Origin of the sequence: Novosphingobium sp. PC22D (assembly GCF_002556635.1) — a bacterium.
GTDB lineage: Bacteria > Pseudomonadota > Alphaproteobacteria > Sphingomonadales > Sphingomonadaceae > Novosphingobium.
The window spans coordinates 15,499-42,497 of record NZ_MWMO01000023.1; the positions used below are offsets into that span (position 1 = coordinate 15,499).

The 26,999-nt window shown below is 61.9% G+C and carries 25 protein-coding genes; 20 read left to right on the plus strand and 5 right to left on the minus strand.

Annotation, left to right across the window (positions count from 1 at the left end):
- Positions 1-11: 11 nt before the first annotated feature.
- The 3 genes from B2G71_RS21675 to groES all read right to left on the minus strand — a co-directional run bounded on the left by B2G71_RS21675 (position 12) and on the right by groES (position 3,211).
- A complete protein-coding gene (locus B2G71_RS21675; RefSeq protein WP_098108749.1) occupies positions 12-1,106 on the minus strand; it encodes a glycosyltransferase family 4 protein in 1,095 nt (364 codons plus the stop codon).
- Positions 1,107-1,222: 116 nt separating this feature from the next.
- Positions 1,223-2,842, minus strand: a complete 1,620-nt coding sequence (groL, locus tag B2G71_RS21680) for a chaperonin GroEL (RefSeq protein WP_098108750.1) — start codon at positions 2,840-2,842, stop codon at positions 1,223-1,225.
- Positions 2,843-2,896: 54 nt separating this feature from the next.
- Positions 2,897-3,211, minus strand: coding sequence for a co-chaperone GroES (gene groES, locus B2G71_RS21685; RefSeq protein ID WP_098108751.1), 315 nt, complete (start codon positions 3,209-3,211; stop codon positions 2,897-2,899).
- A 261-nt stretch (positions 3,212-3,472) separates the two neighbouring features.
- Here groES and B2G71_RS24670 point away from each other — a divergent pair, with 261 nt between their 5' ends.
- The 8 genes from B2G71_RS24670 to B2G71_RS21720 all read left to right on the plus strand — a co-directional run bounded on the left by B2G71_RS24670 (position 3,473) and on the right by B2G71_RS21720 (position 9,627).
- The gene (locus B2G71_RS24670) at positions 3,473-3,709 is read left to right on the plus strand and encodes a hypothetical protein (RefSeq protein ID WP_082348001.1); all 237 of its coding nucleotides are present in this window, start codon (positions 3,473-3,475) and stop codon (positions 3,707-3,709) included.
- Positions 3,706-3,975, plus strand: coding sequence for an usg protein (locus B2G71_RS21695; protein WP_046904232.1), 270 nt, complete (start codon positions 3,706-3,708; stop codon positions 3,973-3,975). Before B2G71_RS24670 ends, B2G71_RS21695 begins: the two co-directional genes overlap by 4 nt.
- 684 nt (positions 3,976-4,659) lie before the next feature.
- A complete protein-coding gene (locus tag B2G71_RS21700) occupies positions 4,660-5,637 on the plus strand; it encodes a zincin-like metallopeptidase domain-containing protein (protein WP_098108752.1) in 978 nt (325 codons plus the stop codon).
- Positions 5,634-5,852: a hypothetical protein gene (locus tag B2G71_RS23875; protein WP_046904230.1), complete on the plus strand. Its 219-nt coding sequence runs from the start codon at positions 5,634-5,636 to the stop codon at positions 5,850-5,852. The genes B2G71_RS21700 and B2G71_RS23875 overlap by 4 nt, the downstream gene beginning before the upstream one ends.
- A 15-nt stretch (positions 5,853-5,867) precedes the next feature.
- Complete coding sequence (locus B2G71_RS21705) at positions 5,868-6,257, plus strand: DUF2958 domain-containing protein (protein WP_098108753.1); 390 nt, start codon at positions 5,868-5,870, stop codon at positions 6,255-6,257.
- Positions 6,258-6,401: 144 nt separating this feature from the next.
- Positions 6,402-8,237 carry a ParB/RepB/Spo0J family partition protein gene (locus B2G71_RS21710; protein WP_098108754.1) on the plus strand — a complete coding sequence of 612 codons (1,836 nt, stop codon included), beginning with the start codon at positions 6,402-6,404 and terminating at the stop codon, positions 8,235-8,237.
- Positions 8,238-8,871: 634 nt separating this feature from the next.
- The gene (locus B2G71_RS21715) at positions 8,872-9,195 is read left to right on the plus strand and encodes a DUF736 domain-containing protein (protein ID WP_046904227.1); all 324 of its coding nucleotides are present in this window, start codon (positions 8,872-8,874) and stop codon (positions 9,193-9,195) included.
- Positions 9,196-9,390: 195 nt separating this feature from the next.
- Positions 9,391-9,627 carry a hypothetical protein gene (locus tag B2G71_RS21720; protein WP_141521655.1) on the plus strand — a complete coding sequence of 79 codons (237 nt, stop codon included), beginning with the start codon at positions 9,391-9,393 and terminating at the stop codon, positions 9,625-9,627.
- Between the two features lie 34 nt (positions 9,628-9,661).
- Here B2G71_RS21720 and B2G71_RS21725 read toward each other — a convergent pair whose 3' ends face one another.
- Positions 9,662-9,889 carry a helix-turn-helix transcriptional regulator gene (locus tag B2G71_RS21725; RefSeq protein ID WP_082348000.1) on the minus strand — a complete coding sequence of 76 codons (228 nt, stop codon included), beginning with the start codon at positions 9,887-9,889 and terminating at the stop codon, positions 9,662-9,664.
- Positions 9,890-10,127: 238 nt separating this feature from the next.
- Between B2G71_RS21725 and B2G71_RS21730 the strand changes: the two genes are divergently transcribed.
- The 12 genes from B2G71_RS21730 to B2G71_RS21790 all read left to right on the plus strand — a co-directional run bounded on the left by B2G71_RS21730 (position 10,128) and on the right by B2G71_RS21790 (position 24,546).
- Positions 10,128-10,385 (plus strand): DUF2285 domain-containing protein, encoded by a 258-nt coding sequence (locus B2G71_RS21730; RefSeq protein ID WP_046904224.1) that lies wholly within the window; start codon positions 10,128-10,130, stop codon positions 10,383-10,385.
- A 160-nt stretch (positions 10,386-10,545) separates the two neighbouring features.
- Positions 10,546-10,872: a DUF6499 domain-containing protein gene (locus B2G71_RS24675; RefSeq protein WP_240530289.1), complete on the plus strand. Its 327-nt coding sequence runs from the start codon at positions 10,546-10,548 to the stop codon at positions 10,870-10,872.
- Between the two features lie 644 nt (positions 10,873-11,516).
- Positions 11,517-11,783 carry a helix-turn-helix domain-containing protein gene (locus B2G71_RS21745; RefSeq protein ID WP_082347998.1) on the plus strand — a complete coding sequence of 89 codons (267 nt, stop codon included), beginning with the start codon at positions 11,517-11,519 and terminating at the stop codon, positions 11,781-11,783.
- 5 nt (positions 11,784-11,788) lie between these two features.
- Entirely contained in the window at positions 11,789-12,682 is an 894-nt protein-coding gene (locus B2G71_RS21750) for a replication initiator protein A (RefSeq protein ID WP_098108757.1), read from the plus strand.
- Positions 12,683-12,919: 237 nt separating this feature from the next.
- Entirely contained in the window at positions 12,920-13,438 is a 519-nt protein-coding gene (locus B2G71_RS21755) for a DUF2840 domain-containing protein (RefSeq protein WP_098108758.1), read from the plus strand.
- Entirely contained in the window at positions 13,435-13,992 is a 558-nt protein-coding gene (locus B2G71_RS21760; protein ID WP_098108759.1) for a S26 family signal peptidase, read from the plus strand. Before B2G71_RS21755 ends, B2G71_RS21760 begins: the two co-directional genes overlap by 4 nt.
- 41 nt (positions 13,993-14,033) lie before the next feature.
- Positions 14,034-14,681, plus strand: a complete 648-nt coding sequence (locus B2G71_RS21765) for a lytic transglycosylase domain-containing protein (RefSeq protein ID WP_098108760.1) — start codon at positions 14,034-14,036, stop codon at positions 14,679-14,681.
- A 268-nt stretch (positions 14,682-14,949) separates the two neighbouring features.
- A complete protein-coding gene (locus tag B2G71_RS21770; RefSeq protein WP_098108761.1) occupies positions 14,950-16,680 on the plus strand; it encodes a VirD2 family relaxase/mobilization nuclease in 1,731 nt (576 codons plus the stop codon).
- A gap of 175 nt (positions 16,681-16,855) precedes the next feature.
- Entirely contained in the window at positions 16,856-17,965 is a 1,110-nt protein-coding gene (locus B2G71_RS21775; RefSeq protein ID WP_098108762.1) for a DNA repair exonuclease, read from the plus strand.
- Complete coding sequence (locus tag B2G71_RS21780; protein WP_098108763.1) at positions 17,962-20,595, plus strand: AAA family ATPase; 2,634 nt, start codon at positions 17,962-17,964, stop codon at positions 20,593-20,595. Before B2G71_RS21775 ends, B2G71_RS21780 begins: the two co-directional genes overlap by 4 nt.
- A gap of 118 nt (positions 20,596-20,713) precedes the next feature.
- Positions 20,714-22,834: an AAA family ATPase gene (locus tag B2G71_RS21785; RefSeq protein ID WP_098108764.1), complete on the plus strand. Its 2,121-nt coding sequence runs from the start codon at positions 20,714-20,716 to the stop codon at positions 22,832-22,834.
- Positions 22,831-24,546: a UvrD-helicase domain-containing protein gene (locus B2G71_RS21790; protein WP_098108765.1), complete on the plus strand. Its 1,716-nt coding sequence runs from the start codon at positions 22,831-22,833 to the stop codon at positions 24,544-24,546. The genes B2G71_RS21785 and B2G71_RS21790 overlap by 4 nt, the downstream gene beginning before the upstream one ends.
- Before the next feature lie 572 nt (positions 24,547-25,118).
- Here B2G71_RS21790 and B2G71_RS21800 read toward each other — a convergent pair.
- A complete protein-coding gene (locus B2G71_RS21800) occupies positions 25,119-26,369 on the minus strand; it encodes a hypothetical protein (RefSeq protein WP_098108766.1) in 1,251 nt (416 codons plus the stop codon).
- Positions 26,370-26,999 lie beyond the last annotated feature (630 nt).

Sequence of the window (26,999 nt, forward strand, 5' to 3'; positions counted from 1 at the left end):
CCTCGCCTGAATCAGGCTTCACTTTCGAGTGTCGGATCTGCTTCGACTAACCTGTCGACATCCAGGCCATCCAGATATCCTCTGTGCAGTGACTTGTAGATTTTCACATAGTCTTGGGCCATCCGTTCGACCGAGAAACGTGCTTCAAATGCCGTTCGCACGGCCGCACGGTCCAGCGCGTCAAGCCGCTGCACGGCCTGGACCGCCTCGTCCACATCGGTGACAATGTAACCTGACACCCCTTCGTCGATCACTTCCGGTACGGAACCGCAACGAAAGGCGATGACGGGCGTACCGCAGGCCATCGCCTCGATCATCACCAGCCCAAAAGGTTCGGGCCAGTCGATTGGAAACAGAAGTGCACGGGCATTGCCCAGAAATTCCGCCTTCTGATGTTCGTCGATCTCCCCGATGAATTCGACATTGGGATTGGCCGCGATCATCGGAGCGATCATTTCATCCCAGTATGTCTGATCGGCCTTGTCTACCTTGGCGGCGATCCTGAGCGGCATGCCGGAACGAGCAGCGATCTCAATTGCCCTGTCGGGGCGCTTTTCAGGGGAAATGCGACCGAGAAAGGCAAGATAGTCTCCCTTCGCTTCCAGTGTGGCTGGCAAGAGATCGCGCGGAAGCCCGTGGTAGACGGTGCCCGCCCAGTTGACGGGCGGCATCGGTTGACGCTGGTGGTCCGAGATGGACACCAAGGGCATATCCGAGAAGCGGCGATAGAAGGGCTGAAGATCGGGAAGATCCAAACGACCGTGAAGGGTCGTCAGCGTCTTGTTCGCAAAACTGCGGGTCAACGGCGCATGCAACAGGTCGATATGGAAGTGGAGAACATCGAACTCGTGGGCCCGCCTCGCAACCTCATCAAGCAGGATCATGTGATGAGGAATGGCATCGACAATCAACGGATTGAGGCGGAGCGCGGTCTCCGTAATCGGAACCAGTTCCGCTGCGGTCGTTGAGTCCCCGCTGGCGAATAGCGTTACATCATGGCCCTGGCGGACCAGTTCTTCGGTCAGGTAGGAAACAATCCTTTCCGTGCCTCCATAAAGGCGCGGCGGTACGCTTTCGGCGATCGGAGCAATCTGGGCAATCTTCATGTTTCAATCCTCCATGCACGGAGCAGGCAGGGAGAATTGCCCAGCTCCCCGCATGCCGATTGGAACCAGAAAGAGTGTGAAGGGCCCCGGCGCGAGCGCCGGGGCCAGCGGCCGTATTAGAAATCCATCGCCGGCATGGGAGCAGGCGTGTCTTCCTTCGGCAGTTCAGCGACCAGTGCCTCGGTGGTAATAAGCAGCGAGGCGACTGACGCTGCATCCTGCAGCGCGGTGCGGACGACCTTGGCCGGGTCGATGACACCGGACTTCACCAGATCCTCGTATTCGCCGGTCGCGGCGTTGAAGCCCTGGTTATAGTCATCGCTTTCGAGCAGCTTGCCGACGATGTAAGCGCCATCCTCGCCAGCATTGTCCGCGATCTGCCGTGCCGGGGCCCGCAGCGCGCGGCGGACGATGTCAATGCCCGACTGCTGGTCGTCATTCGCTGCCTTGAGACCATCGAGGGCCTTAAGCGAACGCAGCAGGGCAATGCCGCCGCCCGGCAGGATGCCTTCCTCGACCGCGGCGCGGGTCGCGTGCAGCGCATCGTCGACACGGTCCTTGCGCTCCTTGACCTCGACCTCGGTTGCGCCGCCGACACGAATGACGGCGACACCGCCGGCGAGCTTCGCCACCCGCTCGTGCAGCTTCTCACGGTCGTAATCGCTGGTCGTGGTCTCGATCTGCGCCCGGATCTGGCTGACGCGCGCATCGATGTCCGCGCGGTTGCCGGCGCCATCGACAATGGTCGTGTTGTCCTTGTCAATGATGACCTTCTTGGCGCGGCCCAGCATGCCGAGCGTGACGTTCTCGAGCTTGGTGCCAAGCTCCTCGCTGACCACGTTGCCTGCCGTGAGGATGGCGATATCCTCGAGCATGGCCTTGCGGCGATCACCGAAGCCGGGCGCCTTGACAGCAGCCACCTTGAGGCCGCCGCGGAGCTTGTTGACGACAAGCGTGGCCAGGGCCTCACCTTCGACATCTTCGGCAATGATGAGGAGCGGACGGCTCGACTGCACGACCTGCTCAAGGACCGGCAGCAGCGCCTGGAGGTTCGACAGCTTCTTCTCGTGGATCAGGATATAGGGATCCTCGAGCTCCACCTTCAGCTTTTCTGCATTGGTCACGAAGTAAGGCGAGAGGTAACCGCGATCGAACTGCATACCCTCGACGGTTTCGAGTTCGGTTTCGAGGCTCTTGGCCTCCTCGACCGTAATGACCCCTTCATTGCCGACCTTTTCCATCGCTTCGGCAAGGATGCGGCCGACTTCGGCATCGCCATTGGCGGAAATCGTCGCGATCTGCGCGATCTCGCTATTGGCCGAGACCTGCTTGGCGTGGCTTTCCAGATCCTGGACGACCGCATTGACGGCCGTGTCGATACCCCGCTTGAGGTCCATCGGGTTCATGCCGGCGGCCACGGCCTTGGCGCCTTCGCGCACGATGGCCTGTGCCAGGACCGTAGCGGTCGTGGTACCGTCACCTGCCTTGTCGTTCTGCTTGCTGGCCACTTCGCGCAGCATCTGGGCGCCCATGTTCTCGAACTTGTCCTTTAGTTCGATTTCCTTGGCGACGGTCACGCCGTCCTTGGTGATGCGGGGAGCACCGAAGCTCTTTTCGATCACCACGTTGCGGCCCTTGGGGCCGAGAGTAACCTTGACCGCATTTGCAAGCGTATCCACGCCGCGGAGCATGCGATCACGCGCGTCCGACGCAAATTTTACTTCCTTTGCAGCCATTTTGGCCTGCTCCTTTCTCTTCCTTCGGTTGAACTGAAGATCGGGCTTTCTCGATTACGCCGCTTTCTTGAGCTCGGCGGTGTGCTCGATAATGCCCAGGACGTCGCTCTCCTTCATGATGAGCAGATCTTCGCCTTCGATCCGCACTTCGGTGCCGGACCACTTTCCGAACAGAATGTGATCGCCGGCTTTGACATCGAGTTCGACCAGCTTGCCGGTTTCATCGCGCGCGCCGGGCCCAACGGCGACAACTTCGCCCTCCGTCGGTTTCTCCTTCGCGGTGTCAGGGATGATAATGCCGCCTGCGGTTTTCTCTTCCGCTTCGATGCGGCGAACCAGCACACGATCGTGCAAGGGGCGGAAATGCATGCATAACCTCCATTGTACAAGCGATATGACTAAAGGCGCCTCCCCCGCTTTCGGCAGGAGACTCGCGCGATCTAGTTTTGGGGAAAAACGGCTTCAAGAGGTCCGAAGAAATTTTTTGGCACTCGATTGTCCCAAGTGCCAAACGCCAATATTGGTGCCTCTTCTCAGCATCTTGACGAGCGATGCGCGAAGTCCAAAATATTGCGGGCGGAGCGATCCGCAGTGAGCAACTAGCGACGAGCCAGAAAGGAGGAAGTTCCTATGTCGCAACCTTTCTCACGCTACCTTCATCCCTTCGATGTCGCTCGCAGTCCCTCGCTTGAGCCCGAGGTGAAGCGCGCAATCCTGGCCTCCTGGGCCTCCGATCAGTATGCCGTGAGAGATCATCCGGCGTTACGGAAACCTCCGGACCTCGAAAGCCCGGTCTCTGTCGATGATGTACTCGCAGCCATGCATCTGGTCGACCAGCCTCAATCCGGGCGGCCCACGGTGCAATGAGCGATCGAGCCTTTATTGCCCAAATTGAAGGGTACGGGCTGACGACTGCGGAAATCTATTATTTCCTTCCCGACCATCCTTCGCTTGTGCAGCTCTTTGCGTGGCAGGAGTATGATGCGGCGCCGGATTTCCCGGTCCTGTTCGGATTTCTCGACCATTGGCGCAGGGAAATCGAGGCGGAGATCCAGTCGGTCCGGATTGCTCATGAGCAGTTGATACGGCCTGCCGAATGGCAGGCTGTCGATGGTGTAATCTCGCTGGACTGAGCCGGGGAGGTCTTAGGCCTCCCCGGATACTTGCAAACCGCGGAAAGAAGGTCGGGTGGAGCATGGGGTGGGGAAAGCCTTCCCCTGAGCCTGAGCCGCTTCGCTGTCTCCGGCTACCCCTTCTGCGGGGACACCCCGCAACGCCCGTCAATCGGAGCGGGGCTTATGACGCGCTCGTTTCCGCGCATCTGGCGATGCGCTCCTGAGGGCGCGGCATCATCGTTCCGGGCCCCGCACGCACTCTGATTACGGCTGCGGCTGGCACAAGAACCGGCCTCCCCGACGACTGGCCCCGTCGGAGCGCCCGGTTCTCGAACTGGTAGCTTACGCCTTCATTCAGGGTGCGCATTCCCGTTCCTTTCGCAGCTCGCTGGCCGCTCGCCGAGATTGGCGGCAAGAACAGGTTGCTGCGGACGGCACGCGAGCGCGCCGGCGTTGTTGGTGCGGCCCGCGGAAGTGGCGGGTGGGCGGCGCTCCCGTCTAGGCACGGTCCGGCCAGCCGCAACCCGGCCCTGCGGGACCGGGTCTTCCATTACCATTGCAGCCCTTTGGGATTGGCTGACCATTCAGCCACTCGCTCCATGCGGGTGCGGCTGTCCGTCCCGCGCCTTTCTGGTCGCTGTCACCGCCCACCCCGCCCCTTCCGGGGCCGGTGTGCGGATTTGGGCAGTTCGGGAGGCGACGATGGCGCGTGGAAAGTCAAAGGTTCGGAATGATGGCAGGCGTGGAAGGGCGGCGCGCAGCGCCGCGCGCGGGGAGCGTTCCCGCGCTTCGCTCTACGATGAAGTCACAGCGACGATCATCGGGCAGCTTGACGAAGGCGTATTCCCGTGGGTCAGGCCATGGAGCAAGGCCAAGGCCGCGCCGGGCCTGCCGCACAATGCAGTGACCAAGCGGCCCTATTCGGGAATCAATATCCTTGTTCTGTGGGGAGCCGTCATCGAGGGCGGCTATCCCTCGCAGGACTGGCTCACTTTTCGGCAGGCGCTGGCCGCTGGCGGTTGCGTTCGCAAGGGCGAACGCGGGCGCACGATATTCTATGCCGACCGCTTCACTCCGAAGGACGCCGATAACGGACATGGGCGCGAGCAGGTCGAGAGCGGCGAGGAAGTCCGCTCAATCCCGTTTCTCAAACGGTTTACTGTATTCAATGCCGCGCAGTGCGACGGCCTGCCCGCTGGGCTGGTCAGCGAGCCAGCGCCATTGCCCGAACGCGAGTTGCACCGCGCTGCCGAAGACCTGATCGCAGCCAGCGGCGCGGATTTCAGGATTGGCGGGGCACAGGCTTTCTATTCGCCGTCTGCCGATTTCGTGATGGTGCCGCCACAACCGGCCTTTCATCACCAGATCGACTATTACCGCACCGCCCTGCACGAGCTGGGCCACTGGACCGGCCACCGTTCGCGGCTCGACCGCGAGCAGACAGGACGCTTTGGGTCAGCTCCCTATGCGCGTGAGGAACTGGTTGCCGAACTGGCCTCCGCGTTCCTCTGTGCGGCGCTTGGTATCGAACCATCGGTGCGCCATGCCGACTATCTCGGCAGCTGGCTCGAAGTGCTGCGCGCCGACAATCGCGCGATCTTCAAGGCCGCCAGTCATGCCAGCAAGGCTGCCGAGTTTCTGCTGCAATACGACGCTGCCGCCAAGGAGCAGGCGGCGTGAGCAGGGAGACTGACTGGCCCGCGCGTGGCCGTGCGTTCGAGGCCGAGGACACCGAGGCCGGTTGCCAGACCTTGGTGCCCGGAGTTGCCCCGGTGACGTTGGGCGACCGGCTCGCCGTGCTCGCGAATGCGCCGTTGCTGCCCCGCAAGGATCAGCGGCCCGCCGATCATGGGCTGTTCGACACGAACGCCCGCAACCAACTCGAAATGTTCTGAACCGGAGGCGCTGACATGGACCTTCTCACTCCATCCCTTCGCGAGAGTCTGCTGGCCAATGGCCGATGCGAGGGCGACCACCTGCCGGTCGTCAAGTTCTTCAATCCCGTTGGCGCGGCGACCTGGCTGTTTTCCGAACTCGACGGCGACGGAGATACGCTGTTCGGCCTGTGTGATCTTGGTTTCGGTTTTCCGGAACTCGGATCGGCCAGCCTGTCCGAAATCGTTTCGGTGCGCCTGCCATTCGGCCTCTCCATCGAGCGCGATCTTTCCTTCGCCGCGACGCACCCGCTTTCGGTCTACGCCGAAGCTGCGCGGCTTTGCGGCCAGATCACCCAACATCCCAATCACCTTGCCCGTGCGGAAGCGGCGCTGTCGCGCGAGCGGAGACATTCGCCGCCGTAGGCCCCCAAGCCAATAGCGGCGAATGATGCCCGCATCTGGCCGTCCGCCCGATGCGGGACCAACCGGCCCCGCCTTTCGCCTCCCAAGTCCCCCGAACGGAGGGCGGGGCCACCCCAGTCCAAGCGAACCAAAAGGAGTAATATCATGCAGATCGACCAGATTCCGCTCGAGCGACTTTCCGTTTCGGCCCTCAATATGCGGCGCGGCCGCAACCTGCCCGACGTCAGTGACATATTACCATCGGTGAAGGCGCGCGGCGTGCTCTCGCCGCTGTTCGTCCGCAGCGTTTCTTCCCCCAAGGGGGATGTTGGCGGCAAACCCGAGCATTTCGAGATACTGGCGGGCAAGCGGCGCTATTTCGCCAGTATCGAAGCCGCCAAGGAATGCGGCGGCGAACGCAGCCTTCCCTGCATCGTCATCGGCGAAGGCGACGACGCCGAGGCGCTCGAAATCTCGATGATCGAGAACCTGCTGCGCCAGGAACCCGATGAGGTCACGCAATGGGAGAGCTTCACCCGCCTCGTGAAGGAAGGACGCAGCGTTGATGACATTGCCGCAATCTTCGCGCTCACCGAAACGCAGGTGAAACGTATTCTCGCGCTCGGCAATCTCCTGCCGCGCATCCGTGAAGCCTACCGCGCCGACGAGATCGACGCCGCAACCATGCGTCACCTAACACTCGCGAGCAAAGCGCAGCAAAAGGCTTGGCTGGCGCTCTTCGACGATCCCGAAACCTATGCCCCGCGCGGCAGCCAGCTCAAATCATGGCTGTTCGGCGGTACGTCGATTTCGACCGCTGTCGCACTGTTTGATCTGGAAAGCTATTCCGGCCAGATCGTTGCCGATCTGTTTGGCGAGGATGGCTATTTCGCGGACAGCGATGCTTTCTGGCAAGCGCAGATGGCCGAGGTCGAAAGGCGTAAGGCTGCCTATCTCGAAGCGGGCTGGGCCGAGGCGGTGATCGTCCCGCCCATGGAGCAATTTTCGATCTGGGAATATGACCATGCGTCGAAGCGCAAAGGCGGGCGCGTCTATATTCAGTTGCGCGTCAATGGCGAGGCGGTGTTCCACGAAGGCTATGTGACCCGCCGCGAAGCGCAGGCGGCGGCGAAACGCGCGCGCGGCGAGCAGGTGGACGAGAAGCCAAACCGGCCCGAACTGACTGCGACGCTGGCAAGCTATGTCGATCTTCATCGGCATGCCGTAGTGCGCGAGGCTCTGGCAAGCGACTCCGCGCTCGCCTTGCGAGTGGCCGTTGCGCACATGATCTGCGGTTCGGTTCACTGGAGCGTCAAACCGGCGGATCATTTCAGCCGCAATGCGGCGATAAATGACAGCGTTTCCGGTTGTTCCGCCGAGGCTGCCTATTCGGCGCGCCGTCAACAGCTTCTCGATCTGCTGGGCTTCGATGTCGAGCGCGAGAGTCTGTGTCAGGACCGATATGGGGCCGACCTTGTGCCGCTGGTGCTGCGCCTGCTGGCGTTGAGCGATGAACATGTGATGCAGGTCATGGCGTTCGCCATGGCGGAGACGCTTGCCATCGGCAGCGAGCTGATCGAACTTCTCGGTTCGCGCCTTGCCATCGACATGGCTGATCACTGGCAGGCCGACGATGCCTTCTTCGCGCTTCTGCGCGACAAGGAAGTACTGGTGGCGATCCTGTCCGAAGTCGGTGGCGCTGCCGTCGCCAGCGCCAATGCGACTGAAAAAGGCGCCACGCTCAAGGGGCTGATCGCCGACCACCTGACCGGCGCGAACGAACGCCCCAAGGTCGAGCGGTGGGTGCCGCGCTGGATGACATTCCCGCCTTCTGCCTATACTGCGCGCGGCGGGGTCGGGACGGTAGCCGCCGCCGATCGCGCGCGCTGGCTCACCGAATCTGACGATACCGATAGGGAAACCTGCGGCGGTGGGGATCGCGGGATCGAGGTCGGACCCGACGCGCCGGCCCTGGAGGAGAATGAGTCGTTGGCCGCCTGAATGGTTTTGGTCGTGGAGCGGGAAGCGGGACGATCCCGCTTCCCGCCTTGTCCTCCGTTCAGTTTTGCCTTGAACACGGGTCCGGTCGAATTTCGCATCATGGCGGAGCAGAGCCGCAGGACGACCGGGATCTAAGATCGCGGCGCCAGCGCCAAGATGGTGCACGACCGTTCCAACTTGTCGCCTCCATGGCATCGCTCGCCACGGTCCCAAGAAGCCCGCGAGACCACCTTTTTCTGTACTGCTCGGCTCCAACGGATGGCATTCAGCCTCCCTTGCGGTCACGCTTAACCGATAGTTCCCACATTCGTTGGGCCTCGCGAAGTCAGGCTGGCCTTCGTCCCTCTTCCATCGCTGTAGTGCCTGCTCCACCGGCTGCCTCGTTCATGGCGTGTCTGGCGTCTGCCGGGCTTCGCCCTTGCGCGGCCTCGGGCGCAAAGGCGCAGCGCGGGGCTATTTTCCGCCGAGCGCTCGCGCGCTCTTTTGCATCGCGAAACAAAATAGCCCCGCTCCGCTGCCCTCCTCCGCTTCGCTGCGGTCCCTGACGGGATGCGCCGGCCGCGCCCATCCGCCTTTGCCCAGCCATCGAGGCTGCGATGGGCGCAGGCTCGAGCAACAGCAAAGGAATTTCATCATGGCCAACATCGGCAACTTCACCAAGACGTCCAACGGTTACAAGGGCGAAATCGTCACCATGAGCGTGCAGCAGAAGAATGTGCGCATCGTCGAAGAAAGCGAACAGGCAAGCGAAAACGCGCCCTCGCACCGAGTCTTTGTCGGCCGCGCCGAAATCGGTGCCGCGTGGAGCAAGCAGAGCCAGGAAGGTCGCGACTACCTTTCGGTTAAGCTGGACGATCCGAGTTTCGTCGCTCCGATCTACGCGAACCTTTTCGCCGATGATGATGGCGAGAACTTCAGCCTGATCTGGACCCGCAGCCGGAAAACGAACGGCGAATAACCCCCGCAGGGGCTCCCCGCCCGGCACATGCCGGGCGGGGTTCTTTCCATTTTTCGGCGACACTTGTTGTCATCAGCGGCAAGCGAGCCAAGTCGTCATGCTCCTCGGTCATCCGCTAGAGATTGACGTTGCCGCTCCGAGCCATGAGGAGAAGCGATTGCCAATATGTTCTATTTATGTTCTCATGGGTGCATGATGATTCGGCCCGACAACGATGAATTGCGCGACGTCATAGCAATCGCGCTGACGACTGCGCCCGGATATGCACTACGCGATGTGATGACAGCGACGCGAAAGCTCAATCGGCAAGTGGCCATCGAAACCCTGACTGCGCGCGTCATCGCTGCCCTTCGCCCCTACGAATTGACACGCGAGGCGCGGTCCAACGAGGTTGGCGCTGGAACCTTGCCGTTGTTTCCGGAGCGTGGATGATCACGCGGATCCAGCATATCAAAGCTTGGCGGTCCTAGCTTTGATGAAGATCGACCGGCTTTTGCAGCAACGAGGCCGGGTCGGCATTCAATGCCCTGGCCAGCCTTTCGATTACATCCAGAGTCGCAGCGTACTGGCAGCGTTCAAGACTGCTGACATAGGTGCGGTCGATTTGGGCACGGTGAGCCAATTCCTCTTGAGAAAGTCCCACAGCTTCCCGGGTCTGCCGGAGATTCAGCGCAAATGTCTCACGCAAGCTCATGCCACTGACAAAGTGGCATTGCAGAGTATTTAACCACGGAGTATACTCGTCAAATCGGTGCTTGCACGCCAAGCTGCTATATTTTCATGGCAATATCGCATCGATAAGGAAGCCGCCCTTATGCTCGTAGGCGGATATCTGTTGTCCTCTCCCGGCACTGAGGTTCGTCACCGCGTTGCAAGCAAATGATGATAGAGCATTCTTGGCGGGCCGCTGCCGCAAGCCGGGTAGAACGTAAATGATCTCGACTGGATTTGAGGTTACTCCTCCTCAGGCTGACACCATCACTGATTATGACGAGCGGAACTTCGTGACTTATCTCCGCTTGCTCGACGCCGTTGCGGAAGGCGCAGATTGGCGGGAGGTTGCCGCCATCATCTTTCATATCGATGCGCACGCTGAGCCTGAGCGGGCCAAAACGGTTTACGAGACTCATCTCGCGCGTGCGCGCTGGATGGCCCGTGCCGGCTATCGGCAACTGGCCACCCAACGATAGGCGTTCACAGAGATCGATTGATGACCTCTCAAGTGACTCTACCCCGATTTCGGTATCCTCACTTGCGGCTAATGTACTGAAAAATTGGTGACTTGCTGTCGCTCTGGCGAAGTCGGAGCCTGCATCCCGGCCCTGTGCCCCTTAGGTTGGGAGACCGAGGATGTCTGGTAATACATCATGGCAATCGCCCGACACGAACGGTCGATATGAGAACCACGATTACGCTGATTTCGCGCAGGAATTTTTGCGACGAAACCCGGATTACCGCCGGGACTTTTCCAGAACCGAGCAACGCGTTGCATTAGCCCCCGAACTTGCCGTGAAAGAGAGGGAGGGTCTGGCTCGACGGTGGGGCCTTAGTTTTCCCCTGCGATCCGGAAAAATCTCCAATTATGGAACCCGCGCACTGGTCTCCAGGCGTGCTCGGCACGACAATCATCTGCCAAAGACGCACCAGCCTGATTCTTGGAAAGCCACCCTGGAGTAAGGTCAGGACCCACAATTGCAGCTGTACGGATGGGGAACATTCCATCTTACAGATTGGTTCGGCACGATTTCGACTCTGGGTTCAGCGCAACAGTCAATCAGACGCTGCTATCTTCGTCTTGCCCGACGACGGCTTCGTGCTCCTTCGGACCGAGGCAATGCGAGACTTTCTAGTTGCCTTGTGGGGCCGAAAGCGCCGTGCCACCAACCCTCTGATTGCTCCCACCGCATACCAGCGTCAGCGGTTGGCAAGGCTGCTGACCATCCTGGATGCGCGGCTGGCAGGAGCCAGCACCCACGAGATCGCCTTTTCCCAGATCTTTCCGAAAATGCGGCCGTTGAAGGGCGCCACATGGAAAGGTTCGAGCGAGAGACGCCACACGCTGCGCCTTATGGCGGAAGCAAGAAGATTGGCGTCGACCGGCTACAGGCAAGTCCTTTCCCACATTCCGCCCCATTGCCGCCTCAGTTGAGGCCGGGGTCGCCCCTCATCTTTTTGAACGGGACAGTCTCACAGCGGCGCCAAGGGGTGACGGATGCTCGGCCTGCAAGCTTGTCACTCCCACCCGACCTCACCGATGCGCCATTCCACTCCGCGAGGGGCGGCAGTTGGCCGCCGCCCCCAGCACCTAGCGGAGATTTCTTATGGACGCCGTTCCAGCCCCAATACGCCCGCGTTACTTGCGCACCCCGGACGCAGCTGTTCACCTGGGTCTGTCGCCCCGCACGCTTGAGAAGCACCGCTGTTTCGGCACCGGACCTGCCTACCACAAGCTGGGTGGACGGATTGTGTATCGAGTAGACGATCTCGAAGCATGGGCTGAACAGGGATTGCGCCGTTCGACCTCCGATCCTGGCAATGGCGTTGTCCACCCAGCCAAGCGCCTCCCCACTGGTTGCGTGCGACGCTGAGACCCATGGGCGTTGCACAGCCTCCTTCCACCCGCTCCGGCGCCGAACGGACGCAGCTGGAACTGTTCCGTTCGGTTCCCGGCAATCTCACGCCGCGCGATGCGCAGGATCTGATGGCCTGGCCATTTTTCAGTCTGGCCAAGAGCAGGCGCATAGCGCCGATCGATTTCAGTATGGGCAAGACCCGCATATCGGTCGAGGCCGTGCCAGAACATGGCATGGCGACCATTTGGGATGCCGACGTGCTGATCTGGGCGGCAAGCCAGCTCATCGAGGCGCGCGATGCCGGCCGGCCCACTTCGCGTCTCATGATAACGACGCCACACGAGATATTGGCGTTCACCCGGCGCGGCACCGGCAAGGCAAGCTACGAACGGCTCAAGGCTGCGCTCGACCGGCTGCAATCCACCACTGTCGCAACGTCGATCCGGCAGGAGCATCAGCGTCGCCGTCATCGCTTCTCGTGGATCAACGAATGGCGTGAACTAGCGGACGGCCAGGGCCGGGCGCTCGGGATCGAGTTGATCCTGCCGGACTGGTTCTATGCTGGTGTGCTCGACCGCGCGCTCGTGCTGACGATAGACCGGGCCTATTTCGATCTGACTGGCGGATTGGAGCGCTGGCTTTACCGCATCGTGCGCAAGCATGGCGGGAGGCAGGAAGGCGGTTGGAGCTTCGACGTTCCCCACCTTCACATGAAGTCCGGCGTGCTTTCGCCGCTGCGCCGCTTCGCTTTCGAGTTGCGCGCGATCGTCGCCCGCCAGCCTCTACCCGGTTACGTCCTCAAGCTCGAACATGCACTTGGCCGTGATCGGCTGAACTTCGCGCCCATCCCGGAGCATCCACTCGACGCCGCCATGCGCCGAATGGGCATTGACCCTGTGGATAGCCGGTCATGAGGTTCGGACCATCGGGAACACCCGGACTCGGACCATCAGGAACGCGATCCTCGGACTATCGGGAACGCGAGTGGCCCGCAATCCCGCAGAAATCCTCACGGAATCGCACCCCTTCTAACAGTGCTAATAGAATCGAATCCTTCGGATTCTTGCTAACGCAGCTCGCCGCTGTGGACAGATCGCGCGCTGCTTCGTCGGCAAGGCGTCTGCTCGACGGCGCCTTACAGGAGATCGGCAATGGATAACGACGCACCCAGTGGTGCGCACAGAGGCTGCGCATTGGGCTCTGCGGGCAAGCAGCTGACCGAAGTCGAGCTGACGTGGATCGAGAAAAAGTTCGAGCACTGGATACGCTTCGGCCGGATCGCGCAGGACCGCATTGTCACGCGCAAGACCCGCGTCGTCGGATTCCGGCCCGACGCGATCTTCGCATTCGTGCGTTGGATGGCGAACGACTATGGAACGATCAGTTCGCGCATAGATGTGCTGCGCGCAGTCGCGCCCGGCGAAGCATACACGACCTTGCCGTTCGTGCGGCCCGGCGGTGAAATTCTGCTGCACATCGAGGGCTGGCCGAAGGTCAATCAGGTGTTGTCCGCGATCGACAGTGTGGAGGCCGCCGGCGTCGATCCTTGCGAAGCCGCACCAGACCATTGGCGCCATGTTCACAACCGTATCGCCGCCGGACAGAGCCCACGACCCTATACGATGGAACGCCACCTTGCCTGGCTCAAGCGACGGGAGATCGAGGGATGACTCGCCTTGGCTATGTCGTCGCCACTGCCGTTACCGTGCAGGTGTTTATCGTTCTGTTCGTCGCGGTGGCACTTGCCGATCCGCGTCCGCGCGTCATCTGGAACGCCAGCGCGAGCGCACCGATCGGTTTCTACCGGATACACGCCGACAACGATCCGCCGTCCGGTGCATTGGTAGCTGTTACCCCGCCGCAGCCATGGGCACGCTGGATAGCCGAGCGCGGCTATCTCCCGGAAGGCGTGCCGCTTCTGAAACATGTCGCGGCAAAAGCGGGGCAGCGTGTTTGCCGCATCGGCTACATGGTGAGCGTCGATCGCCAGCCCGTCGCCGTCGCGCTTGAACGCGACAGTCGGGGGCGCCTTCTGCCTGTCTGGCAGGGGTGTCACAAACTTCGGTCGGGCGAATTTCTGTTCATGAACCCGTTCGTGGCTGACAGCATGGACGGCCGCTATTTCGGCCCGCTTGAGGCGGCAACAATGCTGGGCCGCGCGACGCCGATGCTCACCCGCGATACGGCGGGCGGACCGCTGATCTGGCGAGGAATCGCGCCATGAAACGCAGGCCATTTGCCACCGCTTTGGCAATCGCTTTGCAGATGGCCGGCTTGCCTTCGGCTACGGCAGAACCTGCACACGGTACTGCCGGAGGCCATCCCTACGCAGTGCATGTGGCAGAAGCGGCACGCCGGTTCGGCATTCCCGAAGACTGGATATGGGCCGTCATGCGCGTCGAGAGCAATGGCGACAGGCGCGCTGTTTCGACCGCTGGCGCAATGGGCCTGATGCAGATCATGCCCGCGACCTGGGCCAATCTGCGCGTGCGCTATCAGCTGGGATCGGACCCGTTCGATCCGCGCGACAATATCATGGCGGGCGCAGCCTATCTGCGCGAGATGCACGACCGCTACGGCAGTGAGGCCGCCATGCTCGCCGCCTACAATGCCGGGCCGGGTCGCTACGAACAGTATCTTTCGCGGGGCCGTCCGCTGCCACGCGAGACGCGCGCCTATCTCGCGAAGCTGACAGCGGTCACGGGCAATTCCGGCTACGCGAAGCTTGCTGCGGCGCCACCGCCCGATCCATTTGCCTGGCGCCGCGCGGGCCTGTTTCCCGCACGGGCCGATGGCATCCCGAATACGGAGGATGCAGTGACTGACGAAGCTTCGGATTCTTCGCCGACCGCGCCACCCGGTGCTGTCGAGCCGCCGGCAAACGGTCTTTTCGTATCGCTTTCAGGGCAATGACGGCTGTTGCCACCCACAGCGCCCAATGGCGTGCTCTCCGCCCCGCTGGAGGGCGGCAGAGCAGTGACAAGTCTATTGAATTGACGAAGCAAAATCGATGGCAAGATAAAAGCCGCGATGTGGGGAGCCATCCGCAGCCGGTCGTGGCCTTGTTTACCAAGGCTTTGCGGCGTTCCGCCGCGAGGTGCGCGGCAATGTCCGCGATGTGTGCCTTTTGCCATTTCCCACCGTTTACGTGGCTTTGCCGCACATCACAGGATTCCCGGCCATGAAAGGCGAGGATGACTTCCGTGTCCGGCCAGGCCGCATCCGCACGCTAGGCGGGCAGCGCGCACGGCCCGCCATCGCGCAGGCTCTTGCCGCCGCCCAGCGAGCTGGAGGCCTTGGCGCGGGACGCGCGCGATCTTCAGGTGCGGGGTTTTCGACCTTCGGACGCGGGCGTGCGGCGAGCATTCGCGCCGCCCATCGCCTCGGTGGCCGGGCTCGCAACGTCGTAATCAAGGCGCGCGTGGTCCGGCATGGAGGCCGCTCGTCGCTTGGCGCACATCTCGATTACCTGCAACGCGACGGCGTCACCCGTGATGGCGAGCGTGGCATGCTATTCGGGACCGAGGGTGACGAATTCGACCGCAGCGAGTTTGCCGCGCGCTGCGAGGATGACCGGCACCATTTCCGCTTTATCGTCTCGCCCGATGACGCCGGGCATATGCGCGACCTCAAGACTTTCACGCGGGAACTGATGACGCAGATGGAACGGGATCTCGGCACCCGTCTCGACTGGCGCGGGGTCGAGCACTGGAACACCGACAACCCCCATGTCCATGTCATCGTGCGCGGCGTCGGCGAGGACGGCCGTGATCTCGTGATTGCGCGCGACTACATCCGCGAGGGAATGCGGGCACAGGCGCGCGAGATCGTCACGCAGGAACTCGGCCTGCGCACCGATCTCGAAATCCACCAGTCGCTGGAGCGGCAAGTCGAAGCCGAACGCTGGACCGATATCGATCACCGATTGGCACGAGAGCGCGACCGCAACGGCATCATCGACACTGCGCCCGAACGGGGAGCGCGGCCCGGTCCGGATCATGCGCTGCGCATCGGCCGCTTGCGCAAGCTCGAAGGGCTTGGCCTCGCTGGCGAGGTCGCGCCCGGTCAGTGGACCATGCATGGCGATGCCGAAACCGCGCTGCGCGAATTGCAGGCGCGTGGTGACATCATCAAGCGGATGCACCGCGCCATGACAGAGCGGGGCATCGACCGGGGCGTCGCCAGTTATGTGCTTGAACCCGAACTTGGGCAGCCTGTAATGGGCAGGCTGGTCGAGCGTGGGTTGCACGACGATCTGACCGGCAGGGCCTATGCGATCATCGACGGCATCGACGGACACACGCACCATATCCAGCTTCCCGACATCGCCGCAACCGGCGATTGCAGGCCCGGCGCAATCGTCGAGCTAAGGCATTTCGAGGATCGCAAAGGCCGACAGCGGATGGCACTGGCCGTGCGCTCGGACTTCGACCTGAACGCACAGGTCCGCGCGCCCGGTGCTACCTGGCTCGATCGCCGGAACATGTCGGGTAGCATGCGTGATCTCGGCGGCGGTTTTGGGGCGGAGGTCAAGGACGCAATGGAAGCCCGAGCGGAGCATCTCGTCAACGAGGGCCTGGCGCGGCGGCAAGGGCAACAGATCGTCTTCGCCCGCAATCTGCTCGATACGCTCCGGCGGCGGGAACTGGATGCCACCGCCGAGAAACTGTCGGCGGAAATCGGCCTGCCGCATACGCCGTCACAAACCGGCGATTACGTCATGGGCACGGTGCGCCAGCGTCTGAACCTTGCCTCGGGTCGCTTCGCTATGATCGACAATGGGCTCGGATTCCAGCTCGTGCCCTGGTCCCCCTCGCTCGACCGGCAGATGGGCAAGCACATCTCCGGCGTCATGCGTGGCGACGGCGGCGTGGACTGGTCGTTCGGGCGCGGGCGGGGGTTGGGGCTATAATGTCGCTAACTGAGCCGGAAGCGGAAGGGCAGCTTGCAGAGAACCGACCGCACAAAGCTGCCGTTTATGCCTCCCCGGTGTTCGGGTTGCGATACTCTCGCAGATTACGAACGACCTGCGCCTCATGAAAGCAGATGGAGTTTCTGTCTGCGCACGGGGACGCTATAAGGGCGAGATGAAGTTCATTCACTCCGCCGACTGGCAGCTGGGAAAGCCCTATGGTCGCTTCGATCCCGACGTTCGCGGTGCCCTGACGGAAGCCCGCTTCGACGCAATCGACGCGCTTGGACGAGCCGCCACCGAACATGGCGCGCAGCACGTTATTGTCGCCGGCGACATATTCGATACCGAAGGCCCGGAAGATCGCACCATCGTGCAGGCAATCTCGCGCATGGGCCGACACGCCTGCCGCTGGTGGCTACTGCCCGGGAACCACGACTTCGCGCGCAATGGTGGCCTGTGGGATCGCGTTCGGCAGCGAGCCGGCGAGAAGATCGTCATCCTCTCGGAACTCGAACCCCGCGAGATCGAGGAGCAGATCTGGTTGTTGCCCGCACCGCTCATCCACCGGCACAATTTGGAAGATCCGACAACGCTCTTCGATACGATGGAGACGCAAGGCGCCCGGCTACGCATTGGCGTCGCTCACGGATCGGTTCGTGATTTTGGATCGCGCGGGGAGACAAAGAACCAGATCGCGCCGGACCGTGCTCGGCTGTCGAACCTCGACTATCTCGCGCTCGGCGACTGGCAGGGGACTCTCAAGGTCGATTCGCGGACATGGTATTCCGGAACTCCGGAGACGGACCGCTTCCAGCGCGATGAACCGGGTTCCGCGCTCGTTGTCGAACTCCAGCCCGACCTTGCACCGACGGTGACGCCGATCCGAACAGGCCGCTTCGAGTGGCTCACGCGCGATTGGACGGTCAACGACAAGGCTGCCTTAGATGCCGAATGCGACCGTCTCCTTGCCCATGTCGATGCCCCCAACACGCTTCTCCAGCTAAGCTTGGCGGGCATCACCAGCCTTGGCGACCGGATCGCGATGCTCGCGCGTCTCGAAAACGACTTGGGTCATCGCCTGCGGCACCTGGCCGTTCGTGCGGACGATCTGGTCGGACGACCGAGGGAGGAAGACCTCGCAGCACTGGCCGTGGAAGGCATGCTCGGGGCGGCGGCGACGAAGCTCAATGCGAAGATCGACGCAGGCGGTCCGGACAGCATCATCGCGAAGCGCGCGCTCGAGCGACTGTTCGTCGAGTACAGCCGTCAGGAGGAGGCATGAGCCTCGTCATCCGACAAATTGCGGTCGATGGCTTTCGGAAGTTCCGGACGCCCTTTGCAATCGAGGATCTCTCGGACGGGTTGAACATCGTCATCGAGCCGAACGAGACCGGCAAATCGACGTTGCTGGAGGCGCTCCGTGCCGCCTTTTTCGTTCGCCACAACACGCGTAACCAGCTCGCCCAATCCTTTGCGCCGTACGGCGAGGCGGTGGGTCCCGAGATCAAGGTGACGTTCGACGTCGACGGTTCTCCCTGGTCGTTGACGAAGCGCTTCCTCAGGAGCCCCTCGCTTGAGATATCGGGCCCGCAGGGCCGGGCCCAAGGCGATGACGCGGAAGCACGGCTCAACACGCTGTTTGGCTCGGTCCGGGACACCAGTCGCGGGGGTGATGTTTCAACGTACGGGGCGCTGGGATTGCTGTGGGTCGCGCAGACCGAGGCTCTCTCGGTCTCGGCTCCTGGGCAGATCGTTCGCGACACGATCGCGTCCACGCTCGAAGCTGAGGTCGGTTCGATTATGGGCGGAGACGCCTATCGGCGCGTGCGCCAACGGATTGACGCGCAATATGAACTTTACTGGTCGCCGACCGGCCAGAAGCGCGGCCGGCAGAACGACGCGCGGGAACGGGCTGAAGCTGCGATCTCGGCCGCACGCGAGGCGAGTGAACGCCTTGCCGCATTGGAGAGGAGCTTCTCCGACCTCGATGCCGCGCGCGGGCGGCTCAAAATCATCCAGCGGGAGATTGCGGACGAGACAGATGCGCAAGCACGCAAGGAGCTTGTCGACTCCCTTGAGATTGCCCGCGCGGCCGCGCAAATCCTATCGACCCGAAAGGCCGAGGAGGAGGCGGCCGTTGCGAAACTGAAGGGGCTGGAAGATCTGAAATCTCGCCACGGGGCGGCGACGATCTCGCGCGATAGCGCCACGACTGCGGTGGAAACAGCGCGCGCAAAACGTGCCGAGCTCCGCGAGGCGCTTGCGACCGGCAAGGCCAAGCTCGCTGCGGCACGCGAGGACCTCGAGGCGGTGCGCGGCGAGCGTCATGACGCCCGAGCGGCGCTTGCAGCGGGTGAACAGGCTGTCTGCCTCAGCCGCCGCCAAGCGGCGATCGCTGCCGCTCGCCGTCGCCATGACGAGTTGCTGAAGCTCGAGCAGTTGCATGGCGAGGCAAAGGCGCGTGCCGTGACCGCCATTCCGGCCAAGGCGCTCGAAGCGCTCGAAGCGAACGATCGTGCGGTGAGCCAAGCTCAAGCCGTCGTGGACGCGGGCGCGACCCGACTGACGCTGTCCGGCGCCATCCAGGGAGTAACGATCGACGGTGAACCGATGCCCGCTGGCGCGCGCACCATCACCCGTGCTGCCAGCATCGCGATCGGAGGAACCATGTTGGTCGTCAGCCCGCCGGCCGCGGCTGCAAGCGCTGAAGAGACCCTCGCTGCGGCAATCCGCAAACGGCAGTCTGCGCTCGAGGAGCTCCATGTAGCCGATCTTGCGGCTGCTCGATCTCGCAACGAGGCGGCTCGCGATGCCGCAGCCGAACTTCGCACGCTTGCTGCGCGGATCGATGCAGCGACACCCGCGGACGAGACACTTCAAATCGCAGCCGGGGCCGACGCGTTAAAGCTCTTTGTCGCTCAACTTGAGCCGGAGGCGGCTGAGGTGGAAGCGGCGCTTCCCGATGTGAGCGCGTTAGCCGCCGCCGTCGAGGCTGCCGACACGAAGCTCGCGCGAGCTGAGGGGACGCAGGACAGTGCGATCGCGGCGCTGCGACGTGCCGAAGAAGCCGATGCTCCGCTCGCACTGATTGAAGCGGGTGCGGTAAGCGACCTTACCAACGCGGCGGCGCTCCTCAAGGAGATCGAAACTCGGCCGGAATGGGCGACGCTTGATGTGGACCTAGAGCGGGCGCGGGAAACGGCAGCGCAAGCCTCCGTCCGCCTGGAAGAGGCCGAGCGGAACGCATCGGCCCATGATGTCGGCGCGATCAATCGCAAGATCGAGGTCATTGATGATCGCGTCCGGGTCGCTGCTGAGACGCGCACGAGACTCGAAACTGAGATCGCCCGGCTTGAGGGGACGATCGAAAGCGAAGGCGGCCTCGGCCTGGCCGATCGCGCTGCGGCGGCTCAAGAAGAAGTCGAAGCGGCGAATGCTGCGCTCCAACGCGTCACGGAGGAAGCAGACACGCTGAAGCTGCTCCGCGACACGCTGGAAAGCGCAAGAAACGAGACTGCCGCCAAGTTCGTCGGTCCGGTCGCGAAGCGCGCGAAGCGGTATATCTCGCAACTGCTGCCAGACTGCGATCTTACTTTTGCCGAGGATCTATCCCTGGCGAGCGTCAGCCGGACTGGTGTCGACGAAAGCTGCGCCAATCTCTCTCGCGGCACCCAGGAGCAGCTCGCCGTCCTCACCCGCATAGCCTTTGCGGACTTGCTGCTTGAACAAGGGAAGCCCGTGTCACTGATCCTGGACGATCCGCTGGTATATTCCGACGATGGCCGTCTCGATACGATGATCGAGATCCTGACAGAGGCATCGACGCGGATGCAGATCATATTGCTGACGTGCCGGGATCGCGCCTTCCGCCACGTACCCGGAAACAGGATACTCCTCCGTGCCGCGGCTTAGGCGATACCCACCGCCGGGCGGGTCCGCTCTCTATAGGCAATGCCGGCACGACGGCTAACAACAATCCGCTCGCCGCGAGCCTGTCTAGTTCAAACCATCCGAAGCTGAGATTGAATTCATGCTCATCGAAAAGATTCAGGTGCAGGGATTCCGGCTCTTGGAAGACGTCGAGCTGCTGCTCGAACCGACTGCGACCGTCATCGTCGGCCGGAACAACAGCGGTAAAACCTCGCTCACGGAGATCTTTGATCGTCTCGCAGGTGAGCACGGCCCCAAGTTCAGGCTGGAGGATTTCTCGGCCAGCACCCGAGGCAAGTTTCTCGAAGCGAAGGCGAAGCGCGAGTCCGGTGGCGACCCGGAGGAGGTTCTCGCTCTCCTTCCGGCGATCGCGGTTACGCTCACGATCAAATATGATCCCGACATCGGCGAGTTGGGTCCTCTCGCACCGTTCGTGATCGACCTTGATCCTGGCTGCTCGACCGCCATCGCGCGGATCGAATATGCCGCGTCGTCAGCCTCGCTCGCTACCTTGTTCGATGTTCAGGAGGCAGAGGACGGCAGCGACGGAATCGCCCATTTTTACCGCCAACTCCGTGACACATTGCCTCGAGCTTATCGCATAAGTGTGACTGCGATCGACCCCACGGATCCGGCCAACTTCCGCATGCTCGACGGGACCGGCGCACTGTCGGCGCTCGTTCAATGCGGCTTCGTGCGCGCTCAACGAACACTCGACAGTAGCAAGCCGAGCGATACCGCCGTGATCGGGCGGCTCCTCGGAACGCTATTCCAGACCGCGAGCTCGATTACGGCCGCGGAGAGCGACCAAGCCCTAGCGGCCGCGCTGAAGACCTCTGTCAGTCAGATCGAACAGACGATTCAGAACGATTTCGACACGATGGTGAAGGACCTGCTGCCGGCACTGAGCGCGTTCGGCTTCCCGGGTGTCAACGACGCCGAGTTGAGGCCTGAAACGTCGCTCAACGTCGAGACGCTTCTCTCGGATCACACGAAGATCTTCTACACCGGCCAGCACGGCGTCCATCTACCCGAGGGTTATAACGGCCTAGGCACCCGCAACCTGATCTACATGCTGTTGCAACTCGAGACCTTTCATAAGGCGTACCGCGCTCGCTCTCTCCGGCCCGGCACGCATCTCGTTTTCATCGAAGAGCCGGAGGCGCACCTGCATCCCCAAATGCAAGAGGTGCTGATCGCACAGTTGAACGCCGCCGTCGCGGCACTTTCCGCCAAATATGTTGGCGAGCCGGTCTGGCAGGTTCAGTTCGTCATCTCGACACACTCGCCGCACGTTGCAAACGCGGCCTCGTTCGAAGCGGTGCGCTATTTTCTGAGTTCGAGCCAGGATGCGGCAGGGACGCGGCGTACCAAGGTCAAGGATTTCCGCAAAGGCAGCGCCGCTATCCCGCAGGAGGATCGCGAGTTCCTCCATCAGTACATGACCCTGACCCAATGCGATTTGTATTTCGCGGACAAGGCGATCCTGGTCGAGGGGACCACCGAGCGTATCCTGATGCCCCGCATCGTGCGGCTCGTGGACGAAGGGCTCGCGCCCGAACGGAAGCTCGGCCGCCAATATCTCACAACGATCGAGGTCGGCGGCGCCTACGCGCACATCTTCTACCCACTCCTCGACTTCCTCGAACTGAAGAGCCTGATCATCACCGACATCGATGCGGTTCGGATCGACAAGACCAAGGATAAGCCGCGCGCGGTCAAATGTCCTTGCGCCGAAGGCGAGCACAGCTCGAACGCCGCGATCCGAAACTGGTTCTCGGTCCCCAAGGGGCAGCAGATCAGCATCGAGGCGCTCTGCGCCAAGACGCCGGAAGATAAGCTCTCCCTCTATCGCTCAATCGCTTACCAGGTGCCGGAAGATGGCTCGAGCTGGTGCGGGCGGAGCTGTGAGGATGCGTTGATCCTCGCAAATCCTGAGCGGTTTGGCCTGCCTGAGGAAGGCGATCGCGGATTGCTCGCGTGGGAGATGGCACAAGACCTCAGCAAATCGGAGACCGCCCTGCGGTTCGCCATCCAGGAAGCTGATTGGGCCGTTCCTAAATACATTAAGCAAGGCCTGACCTGGCTATCCGAGCCTCCACCGCCTCCGGAAACTTCGCCACTGCTTGCTGGTGTCGGCGGGGACGCGCCGCCGATCGCGACAGGCTCAGACGACAGTTCCGCCGCGCCTGCAAACTCCGCGCAGCAGTACAATCTATGACGAACCCTGCGATCGAAGCTGCCAAGGAGGCGCAGAAACGGGTCGACGCATGCTTGGACGAAGGTCGCAACTTCCGATTGGAAGCCGGCGCCGGCGCCGGCAAGACCTATTCGCTGGTCGAGGCGCTCAAGAAGCTTATCAACGAGCGCGGTCGCGACCTGCAGCGGGTGGGCCAGAAGGTCGCCTGCATAACCTATACCGAGGTGGCGCGGGAGGAAATCGCGCAAGAGATCGAGCAGCACCCAGCGATCCTTGTGGAAACCATCCACGCGTTCTGCTGGGGGTTCATGTCCAGGTTCCAGAAGGATCTACGGGCGCTCGTCGCGGCCCTTGAGGGCAAGCAGGACAAGATCGCTGAAGCAGGCGGGGTCGCCGATCAGATCGTGGAATATCAGCTGGGCTTCTTCGGTATCGACGAGAGGCGCATCACTCTCCATCATGACCACGTTCCGCGGTTCATGGCGCAACTGCTCGGCAAGCCGAAATTCCGGGCACTGTTTGCCGCCACATACCCCGTCATTTTCGTGGACGAGTATCAGGACACCGACCCGCATTTCATGGCGGCGCTGGCAGAGCACTTTCTAGCCACCGGCACCGGTCCCAGGATCGGCTTCTTCGGGGATCACTGGCAGACCATCTACCGAAGCGACTATGGTCTGGCGGCCTATCCCTCCCTTGAGCCGATCGACAAGGGTTCGAATTTTCGGTCGGTGCCCGCGGTGGTGAACGTGCTGAACGCGTTGCGACCGGAGCTGAAGCAGGCCGTCAAGGATCCCGGCGCTGAAGGCGAGGCACGGTTCTTTCATGCCAATTCCTACACCGGCGAACGGACCAGCAGCTCGTCATCCAAGAACGACACGCCGCCCGAGGTCAGCCGGGGTTTCATGGCGAAGCTGACGGAGAGGCTGAAGCAGGACGGGTGGGATCTGTCATCCGAGAAAACGAAGATTCTTATGCTGACGCATAACGCGATTGCCGCTGAGCGCGGCTATCCCACCATCGCCAAGGCTTATCGTTACAATGACTCCTTCGCGAAGAAGGAGGACCCGTTGATCGCGTTCCTTGTCGACACCGTGGAACCGATGTGTCGTGCTTTCACCGAGAAGCGCTTCGGCGACATGTTCAGAATCCTTGGGTCACGACCAGAGCTCAGCTCGCACGAAGACAAGGTCGCGTGGGCGACCGACATGGCCGCGTTAGCGGACGCGCGCGCCAACGGAAGCATAGGCGACGTCGTAGACCTCTTGAAGGAGACAGGTCGACCTCGGCTACCGGACCGGATTGTTAGGCGCGAGCAGGAGCTTGCGGCAGCCGAAGATGGTGCGGAGTTGCCGCGCGCGCTTCAGGAGCATGGCCTCGTTCGAGAGGCGCCGTACCAGGAACTGGTCCGGCTCGCCGAATTTATCGAAGGCCAGACGCCGTTTGCGACACAGCACAGCGTTAAGGGTGCGGAGTTCGACAATGTCATCGTCGTGCTTGGCGGCGGGTGGAACCATTATAACTGGCCCCAGCTGCTTGAGCTGCTGACGACCGGCGCCATCACCGCGAAGAACGAGAAGGGGTATTATCGGGCGCGGAATCTCTTTTACGTGGCGGTTTCCAGGCCGAAGAAAAAGCTGGCTGTCTTAGCAACCCAGACTTTGTCGCCGACGGCGCTGCAATCGGCCGAGAAGCTATTTGGGGCTGGGAATGTGGTAGCTCTCACCGTCTAGCCAGACAGATGAGCCTCCTGGTGGCATTGATCCTCCCGATCCTGCAGCGCTCACCCCACAAGGTGCGCAGCCGGTCCCAGCGGAAGAGGCCTTTGTCATTTTCCGGGCGGTCGATATTAGGCCTGCCGAGCAGCCAGGGCGCGGGCTTCGGCTGCTGCCACAACCTCTCTCACGGACACCGCCGGCCAGACACGACCGAGTTGGGCGTCGGAGGAGTTGTTCGTATGGAACCGTCCCGAGTAGATACCGATGAAGTTGACTGCGCCGTCGCCGCCGGAAACGCGACCGTAGCCCCTGCCCCGCCCAAGAGCCGAGATAGTCGGCCACGATTTCGGGGGGCGCCGGCAGCGCTATCCGCTTTGTCCGTCGGCACCAGAGGTCGAACGCCTCGAGGTCCGATTTCAGCGCGCGGATCGAGTGCGGCGAGCTGGCGGCTTGATAGGCTGCAATTAGAACCGCGTTCACGGTGATCGTTTGCCGGGCGCTCAGCTTGGTCACCTCCCAAGCGAGATCGATCCCGGCGGCAGGAGGAGATGGGGCTTCCGGCGAAGGCCTGGGCAACATGTCCATGCTCAGAGCCTCGATTCTTTGACAATCTGCTCGTGAGTAAACGGCTCCACGCCATAGGCCGCGGCAAGGCCGTTAAACGCCTCCACCGCTATGCGCTGAAGATTTTCGGGCGCGATCGAGGTCAGCGTCGCGTCATACTCGTAGGAATCTTCGACCGCCGCATAGCCATCATCGCCAAAATCGAACCGGCCGCGCGGCCACCAACTGCCTTTGATGCTACTGACCCCGAGGCGCACATGAATCGGCAGCGAGCCACCATGCTCGAGTGCGAGCGCACAGTTGCGCTTGAGAAAATGAAGCCATCGCTGATAAAAGTATCCGGTCGCCAAGGTGAGGCGATCGTTCTCCCGGTCAAACAGGAAGCCCCCACCGACGCCCCAGAATTCCCCAGTTCGCTCGAACCACTGGGTTACAGCGACGGTTGGATGCACGCCCTGTTCTTCTGTTCCCGGCCAGTACACGACCGCCCCGCCCCGGCTGATGCCGTAGGTTAGAGAGTTGGCGCGGGCGAGCAGCGCCGGATGACCGGGATGTTCTGCGAGCGCCTTCCTGACGCCAGGCTTTGTCGCCCATTTGGAGGGGATCAGCCGCGCATATCCGGGATGCTTGTCCCTCCAGAGGAACTTGCTCGTACCGTGGGCCGGATTGGTCACTAACTGCGGTTCGGCGCGATCGAACCATAGGTCTGGATCACCAGCAAAATGCGGCTGCCAATGAACGGCTTCGGGAAGCGGCGCAGGTAGCTGGTCCAGCGCCAACTCAAGATACTCTACCAAGCGCTTTGCGAGATCCGCGCGAACGCGGCGCAGCTCTTCACGATCGGCACCAACAGGCAGGTGGAACGCGATCGGTCCGCGCCGCCCGCGCATGTCGAACGGCAGCTTATCGAGGGTTGCCCCATCGAACGCCGTGTTCCAGACCTGCAGCACCCGGTTCTCACCGAGTGCGCGGTGGGCGTAGCCCAACTCGATCAGCACGTTCGGATTGGCGCACGCCTTCCCGTCGGCCGAGACTGCGATGGGTGTGACATCGCCCACGAAAACCGCCGTCTCGTCGATCTTGCGCAGGATGGTAGCGACGATGTCCGGCGAACCGGCGACTCCTTGCGTGTCAGAGGTGAGGCTCGGACGATCAGCCTCGTCGAGATCGGCCGAGATCATGCCGATCGCCTGGTCGAGCGCTGAACGCACCAAGTCGCGCGTGACACGGCCGTCAAGATCGCTCTGCCAGGACCAGAAAACCGTCTTTTCCACGCTCGATCGTCCCTGCCCGCCTCGGCAGCCGTTCTATGCACCTTATAAGGGGCCGTCAAACAGGCTTATGTGATAACTTTAATTATTACAGGATTTTTTAGCAACAGTTCCACAGAATATTCTAATAATTCCAAATATTCACTATCTTCTTAGATAACATCAGGCGCACTTTATATTAATGACTATCGAGGTATAAGGATTTTTTTCGTGTCTATCAAAATACCTAAGCGTTCGCTCTTCATCTGATCAACGACCCAGCTTCACCTCCACCAACTTTCTAGTGATATCATCTATACGGTGTTGCAAATCGATGGCGAAATTGAGGCTCGCTGCCGCGATAGCTTCCGTAACGCGGGCTGGGACGTCACATCTCACATGCATACTTGGTTACGGGTCGGGCCTAGCCCCGGATGCGCTAAGATCACGAACGCCCGCTAACAGGCTCTATGAAATCAACGTCCTATGTTGGACGATGGGGCGGATGCGGGCGTTCGCGGCCCGGATGAACGAATGGCGGCTTTCGGCATTTGCGGCAGCGCCGGCGAACGGCGACTAGGTTTCGTGGACAAAGGGTATCCATTGCAGGGCTGAGACGAGATTGACGAAGCCGAGGTAGGACTCTTTGGTTTT

Excerpts from the sequence above, each read along its gene's own strand:
- B2G71_RS21675 (WP_098108749.1), bottom strand. The coding sequence starts at position 1,106 with ATGAAGATTGCCCAGATTGCTCCGATCGCCGAAAGCGTACCGCCGCGC.
- groL (WP_098108750.1), bottom strand. The coding sequence starts at position 2,842 with ATGGCTGCAAAGGAAGTAAAATTTGCGTCGGACGCGCGTGATCGCATG.
- groES (WP_098108751.1), bottom strand. The coding sequence starts at position 3,211 with ATGCATTTCCGCCCCTTGCACGATCGTGTGCTGGTTCGCCGCATCGAA.
- B2G71_RS24670 (WP_082348001.1), top strand. The coding sequence starts at position 3,473 with ATGTCGCAACCTTTCTCACGCTACCTTCATCCCTTCGATGTCGCTCGC.
- B2G71_RS21695 (WP_046904232.1), top strand. The coding sequence starts at position 3,706 with ATGAGCGATCGAGCCTTTATTGCCCAAATTGAAGGGTACGGGCTGACG.
- B2G71_RS21700 (WP_098108752.1), top strand. The coding sequence starts at position 4,660 with ATGGCGCGTGGAAAGTCAAAGGTTCGGAATGATGGCAGGCGTGGAAGG.
- B2G71_RS21705 (WP_098108753.1), top strand. The coding sequence starts at position 5,868 with ATGGACCTTCTCACTCCATCCCTTCGCGAGAGTCTGCTGGCCAATGGC.
- B2G71_RS21710 (WP_098108754.1), top strand. The coding sequence starts at position 6,402 with ATGCAGATCGACCAGATTCCGCTCGAGCGACTTTCCGTTTCGGCCCTC.
- B2G71_RS21715 (WP_046904227.1), top strand. The coding sequence starts at position 8,872 with ATGGCCAACATCGGCAACTTCACCAAGACGTCCAACGGTTACAAGGGC.
- B2G71_RS21720 (WP_141521655.1), top strand. The coding sequence starts at position 9,391 with ATGATTCGGCCCGACAACGATGAATTGCGCGACGTCATAGCAATCGCG.
- B2G71_RS21725 (WP_082348000.1), bottom strand. The coding sequence starts at position 9,889 with ATGAGCTTGCGTGAGACATTTGCGCTGAATCTCCGGCAGACCCGGGAA.
- B2G71_RS21730 (WP_046904224.1), top strand. The coding sequence starts at position 10,128 with ATGATCTCGACTGGATTTGAGGTTACTCCTCCTCAGGCTGACACCATC.
- B2G71_RS24675 (WP_240530289.1), top strand. The coding sequence starts at position 10,546 with ATGTCTGGTAATACATCATGGCAATCGCCCGACACGAACGGTCGATAT.
- B2G71_RS21745 (WP_082347998.1), top strand. The coding sequence starts at position 11,517 with ATGGACGCCGTTCCAGCCCCAATACGCCCGCGTTACTTGCGCACCCCG.
- B2G71_RS21750 (WP_098108757.1), top strand. The coding sequence starts at position 11,789 with ATGGGCGTTGCACAGCCTCCTTCCACCCGCTCCGGCGCCGAACGGACG.
- B2G71_RS21755 (WP_098108758.1), top strand. The coding sequence starts at position 12,920 with ATGGATAACGACGCACCCAGTGGTGCGCACAGAGGCTGCGCATTGGGC.
- B2G71_RS21760 (WP_098108759.1), top strand. The coding sequence starts at position 13,435 with ATGACTCGCCTTGGCTATGTCGTCGCCACTGCCGTTACCGTGCAGGTG.
- B2G71_RS21765 (WP_098108760.1), top strand. The coding sequence starts at position 14,034 with ATGGCCGGCTTGCCTTCGGCTACGGCAGAACCTGCACACGGTACTGCC.
- B2G71_RS21770 (WP_098108761.1), top strand. The coding sequence starts at position 14,950 with ATGAAAGGCGAGGATGACTTCCGTGTCCGGCCAGGCCGCATCCGCACG.
- B2G71_RS21775 (WP_098108762.1), top strand. The coding sequence starts at position 16,856 with ATGAAGTTCATTCACTCCGCCGACTGGCAGCTGGGAAAGCCCTATGGT.
- B2G71_RS21780 (WP_098108763.1), top strand. The coding sequence starts at position 17,962 with ATGAGCCTCGTCATCCGACAAATTGCGGTCGATGGCTTTCGGAAGTTC.
- B2G71_RS21785 (WP_098108764.1), top strand. The coding sequence starts at position 20,714 with ATGCTCATCGAAAAGATTCAGGTGCAGGGATTCCGGCTCTTGGAAGAC.
- B2G71_RS21790 (WP_098108765.1), top strand. The coding sequence starts at position 22,831 with ATGACGAACCCTGCGATCGAAGCTGCCAAGGAGGCGCAGAAACGGGTC.